The organism is Candidatus Cardinium hertigii, assembly GCF_050864855.1.
GTDB lineage: Bacteria > Bacteroidota > Bacteroidia > Cytophagales > Amoebophilaceae > Cardinium > Cardinium hertigii_C.
Map to the genome: position 1 here is coordinate 1 of NZ_JBOZWW010000029.1, position 5,425 is coordinate 5,425.

Here is a 5,425-nt window from a genome sequence, read left to right on the forward strand (position 1 = left end):
CCGGAAGAAGTACGTTCCCGTTCTCTTTTAGATGTTGACGAAGTAATTGAACGTTGTATTCTAGAAACCTTAGAGGCATATACGGATCTTCAGTAGACTGGTGTTCGCAAATAATGTACAGATACCCTTCCTTACCATTTATATTGGTTTTGAATACTAAATCAGATTCTCCTCTTCTCCCAACTGGATCTACATAGCTTTTATTTGTTAACTCTAATTTCTCTTTATCTATTTTAGATAGCAAATCACAAGGTAAGTTGGCAGATAGAAAATCCAGCATTGCCTCTTTATTGCAAAACGTGTTTTTAAAGACGGAATCATGAGGACTATACAAGCCATCTTTTTTATCCTTTTCTTTGCTTTCTTTCTTGCTCATCTCATCAATAGGTTAAAATGAATCAACAGCTTTAAAATTATAAATATTCTTACAATTTTATTTTGTGATGGAAACGGAATACCAATTTTTCCGTATTGTCTCAATAATATTAAAAATAATCAGTTTATAATATTTTGTTTTTTGAGATAGAAATATGATACATTTTATGGACTATTTTAGGGAGGTATTTTAGTTGTCTCAACAAACGACCGTTTTTTAAGACATAGTCTATTGCCAAAATCTAGCTAACGAAGTTGGGTACAAAACAGAAACCATAATTTCCTGTTAATCCGCTCCAGATGGTCCGGCTATGAATCGATTCGCTATCGAATTTTATGAACGATTCTACTAAAAAAAGGCACTTATACAAAATCATTTACAGGCTCTTTTTTAAACCAAAATCAGACAAACCGGTATTTTAGTCAAGACACCCCTATTAGATTTACTAACTATTTTTGTCCTTTTCTCTACTTTTACAAACCTCCAGTGCCTGTTTAGCCGCTTCTTCTAACGCCTGTCCTATATAGGAGTCCAAGTATGAATGAGCTATTTTCACATCTATGGCTAGTGTTTCCTGAGCCATATGTTGAACCTCTTTCGGATTAATATAACTTTCTGATTGTCTTAGGTCATAAAGTCGCTCGGCTAGTTTGATAAATAAGACAGAAAGTTGCACATGATCTTTCTTAATGCATTCTTTCAGTCTATTCTTCACATAAAGTAAAGAAGGATGATCTAGTTCCTCTCTTTTATCTATACCAACTACATTCAATACAAAGGCATAAACACCCAAGTTATAATTTTGTTTGATATAAGAAAGAGGCAAGCAAGTGTGACGTACTAATCCATAAAGTAAAGAAGCATAAACTACCTTAGGAGAGTGAAAAACCCAATCTACTACTAGTTTGGAAATACCTACTGCTCGTACATAAAACAATTGGCCAGATTCATGACGCTTACATCCAAAGTGCTCCCTTAACAATAAAAGTAAGCCTGAAATTATACTTGGATCAATAGGATCCTCTTTACACAAAGATTTACAAACATGGTCATGGAATTTCATTAATTCCATCATAGAATCTGCTTGCTCTTTAGGAGTAACAGGAGTTTCTACAGTTAACGCATCTACAGGAAGTTTGTAAGTCATCTTATTACGAATCTCACTAACATCATTAGGAAGTACTATAAGCATAGAAGTACCCTCCTTATCAGTAGAAATTTTCAAATATCCGTAATGTGAACGGGTCATACTGGCTATGGTATCCTGCTCAATATTTATAGATGGTGGTGTGTCTTTATTTGATTTAGGATCTATAGAATCCATTTCATTATAGCATTCTTTTATTTTTGGTAGATTTTCATAAAAAGTAGTAGATTCATAGATGAGTATAGCAGTAGCTGAAAAGTCCATAAAAATAGGACAATCTTCATTAATAGAATCTGATTGTTTAAATTGTAAACAAGTAGGATTTAGCTCTATATTAATAATGGGTGGATTGGTTTTATCTAACTTACCAATCCGTAAAACAGCTTTAACCAATGAATAGATTACTTGATTGATATCACATACTATATCTATAGATAGCTCTCTATTAGGAGGTCTTACTTTTTCTACTAATATCTTAGGTGGATCATCTATCGACTGTAACAGAGCAACCTCTACCTTATGGATTAGATTATCTAAGGTAATTTTAGTAGGATATAGCAGTGCATGTTCCTTGGTATTTTCTCTTTTTCTAAAATAGGCTACCCAGTCATATAACTTATTGAAAATACTCTGTAAGTCTTCTTTAAAAAGGGGCATTTTTTTATCTAAAAAAGAAATAGATTCTTCCACTTTATAGATTGCTTGTTCTAAAATAGGGCTATTCCCTCTAGGATAAGTAGCAGTATTATATGGAACCAGAGCTGATTCATAGAGAGATGATTTAAATTGTTGAGACTCTCTAATCCCTATTTGGGTTTTTAGATAAATAACTTGTGTAATAAGATTATAAACTTTGCATTTAAAGCATATAATCAATGTAAAAATGAATATACTCATTAAAAATATTGGAAATAAGGAGCATAATACTGGATAGGATAATCCAATACAAATCGGATAAATGGATAGTAATGAAGTAATTGTTATAACACCTATACTTATATAAAGCGGTAATACCCACAATATTATAGAATAGTGGGCTAAAGATAAGAATAGGCTAAAATTTGGGTCTACAATATGAAACCAATTCCAAAGTATATGTAAAGGTAGATAAACGGTCAATCCCATTAGAGAGCCCAATCCAGTTGGAATGGACCTTATCTTTTGGGATATATCATATATAAAGGGGTAACCCACAAAACAAGCTGCTAAAAAAAGTTGTAATACAAGTAAGCATATATTATTAGGATCCATAAAATAAACCAACAAACTAGTAACAGCAATATAACATCCTACACCTACTATCGTAGTAGAGCTAGGTTTTAGATTAGCCAAAACCATTTTTCTATTTTTCCAAGCATTTTTAATCGATTGTTTGCATTCCTCACGTTTACGGGAATTTTCTTGTTGTATTTGTCTAAACGTGTCATCTGGTTTAATCCAACCAGTATTTTCTGGTTGTTTGAGAAGATAATGGGCCGACATCATGGCAAATCCATTCGCTAGCATAGACAGAAATGAACCATCTACATTTATTGAAGGTTCAATCCATTTATTCCAAGCTAAAATAGTTAATGCACCTGTAGTCATTCCGATCAAAGCTGTGCACGTAGTACCCCGAAAACCAAAGATGGCTAGTAAGAATGGAGCAGCTGTAATAGGCACAGAGACTTGAATTGCCCAACAAAGCAAACGGAACAAATCTTTACAGTAAAAAGCTATTATCATTGATAATAAACCAATAACTATAGAGGAAATCTTTACTATATATAACTGATGTTTTTTTTGCAAAACATTCCATTTTGAGTAAATATTGGCAAGTAAATCATGGGTAATCATAGTTGAACAGCTATTTAAACTGGAATCAGCAGTAGACATAGTCATAGCGATTAATCCAATTAGAATGGATGCTTGTAAAATAGGTGGGCATTGATTGATGATATAGGGCCAAATTTGTTCGGTAGTTAAATGATTTATGGATACAACGGTAAATAAACCGATTAAAATGATAAAACTTACTATAAGTAAGTTAAAAATACTAGTGTAGTAAAAAACTTTTTTAGCTTGTATAACTCCAGAGGACATATATATCCGTTGTATCATGCTAGGCCTTCCACTAGGCATTATGATCGCTAATACCAGCATAAATGTTGAAATAAATTTACAATTTATATGAAATAAACCATCGAATTGAAGTTTAGGTGAAGATTTCAAACAAGCAACTATCTCTATTGGTGACCGGTTGATATGCATATACATATACCAAGTAAAAAATGGAATAACAATTGTAAATGTTATAAATTGCATAACATCAGTAAAGGTGACAGCACGAATCCCTCCTAAACTAGAATAAATGATAAAAATTAGACTAATCGCAGCTGTAATAGCATAAGAATCTATGTTAGGTATACAGATTGTAACAGTTGAAGTTATTACATTAATTTGTGTAACAATAGTTATAATGGAACGTGCTACACCAAATAGTGCAGATAATACTCTAGGCCATGTCCCATATGAACTACCTATGCTTTCTGCTGTGGAAAGGTGATACATAAATGGTCCCATACGTGGTATAAGTAATGTCCATACCCAAATAGAAATACTGTCCGATATTAATATTATTATATAATAAATACCCTGATTATAAATCTGCTGTACGGTACGCATCAAGGCCCCCCCTCCATAAAGTGTGGCTAATAATGTAGCTACTAAAGTAGCAGTAGCGAAATTTTTGTTACCTATTGCATATTCACGTAAGGAAGTTATTTTCCGACTATAGTACATACCTACAATTAATGTCAATAGCAGAAAAGAGATGACCATAGTTGGAACTATATATAAGGTTAACATAAATACTTTTTATTAGGTATAAATTTATTAGATATAAATATGTGAAATCATGGATACAGTTGTAATTTCGATAATTATTTTATTGATTAAATAACTGATACCCTAATATTCGATATAAACTTGTTTTTTTTTTCAGGTTCACTCAGAATACATATAGTTTAATATATAATTTTACTTTAAATTCCAATGCCATACAAAGCACAAACACCTTTCTTATCTTCTTCAATATCCTTCTTCCCTATAGAAACTTACGAACAGGAAACAGATAAATGGATTAATCCATATCAAGATGGATATGAAAAGCCAATATTGGACAAAAAGGTCCAAGAATCTTATTTGAAAAATTTACACCAACGTCTTTTTGGTACTGCATCTCCTTGGGATCAAACCTATGTTAAACAGATTCTGCAAACAGACATCTGGGCTAGTGAAAAAAATCAGCTTACCATATTTTCTAATCAAGATGAACTATCGAAAGACAAATGGTATGGCATTAACTTTAGACTTTATCCAAAAAAAAAGATAGAAAATATAGCTGATGCAATCCCGTTAGACGAACTAAAAAGATTATCCTTTCATAAAGAAAACAGAGCAATAACTACCAAGAATTTATTAGGAAGAAGTCTACCTACAACAGATATTTATGTGCGTAGCATTATGCCCGGCTATGGCTATCCACTTGACAAGATACAAGCCTCTTCGCTCTTTATTGGAACACCTATTTATGTTATAAATCAAACGAAAGATAAAAGATGGTCGCTTGTTATCACACCAGACTTTATTGTATGGGTTGAAAGTGACGGGATAGCCTATACCGATGATGGATTCATTGAAAAATGGAAATCTGTTGCACAAGAAAATATTGCTGCAATTATACAAACAGATACACCTTTAGTCAATCAACAAGGAAATTTTTTAACAATAGCTTATATCGGAACATTATTTCCGGCACGTAGTGGTATAATGGACAAACTGATCTTGTCTGTACCTATAACTGATAAAGAAGGAAAAGCATTTTTATCAGATGTGGTAGTTAATCCAACACACGCAGCATA

The 5,425-nt window shown here is 32.5% G+C and carries 3 protein-coding genes; 1 reads left to right on the top strand and 2 read right to left on the bottom strand.

Annotated elements, in window-relative coordinates:
- Together ACRRVB_RS00905 and ACRRVB_RS00910 are read right to left on the bottom strand one after the other, a co-directional pair.
- A partial coding sequence (locus ACRRVB_RS00905; RefSeq protein ID WP_432466138.1) for an Rpn family recombination-promoting nuclease/putative transposase occupies positions 1 to 376 on the bottom strand: 376 nt, incomplete at its 3' end.
- Between the two features lie 445 nt (positions 377 to 821).
- Positions 822 to 4,343, bottom strand: coding sequence for a sodium:solute symporter family transporter (locus ACRRVB_RS00910; RefSeq protein ID WP_432466139.1), 3,522 nt, complete (start codon positions 4,341 to 4,343; stop codon positions 822 to 824).
- 213 nt (positions 4,344 to 4,556) lie between these two features.
- On the opposite strand from ACRRVB_RS00910, the gene ACRRVB_RS00915 reads away from it, so the two are divergent.
- Positions 4,557 to 5,425 (top strand): SH3 domain-containing protein (locus ACRRVB_RS00915; protein ID WP_432466140.1); only part of this gene is annotated, 869 nt, incomplete at its 3' end.

Bases quoted from the DNA above. Each gene is read 5' to 3' on its own strand.
- ACRRVB_RS00910 (WP_432466139.1), bottom strand. From the start codon at position 4,343: ATGGTCATCTCTTTTCTGCTATTGACATTAATTGTAGGTATGTACTAT.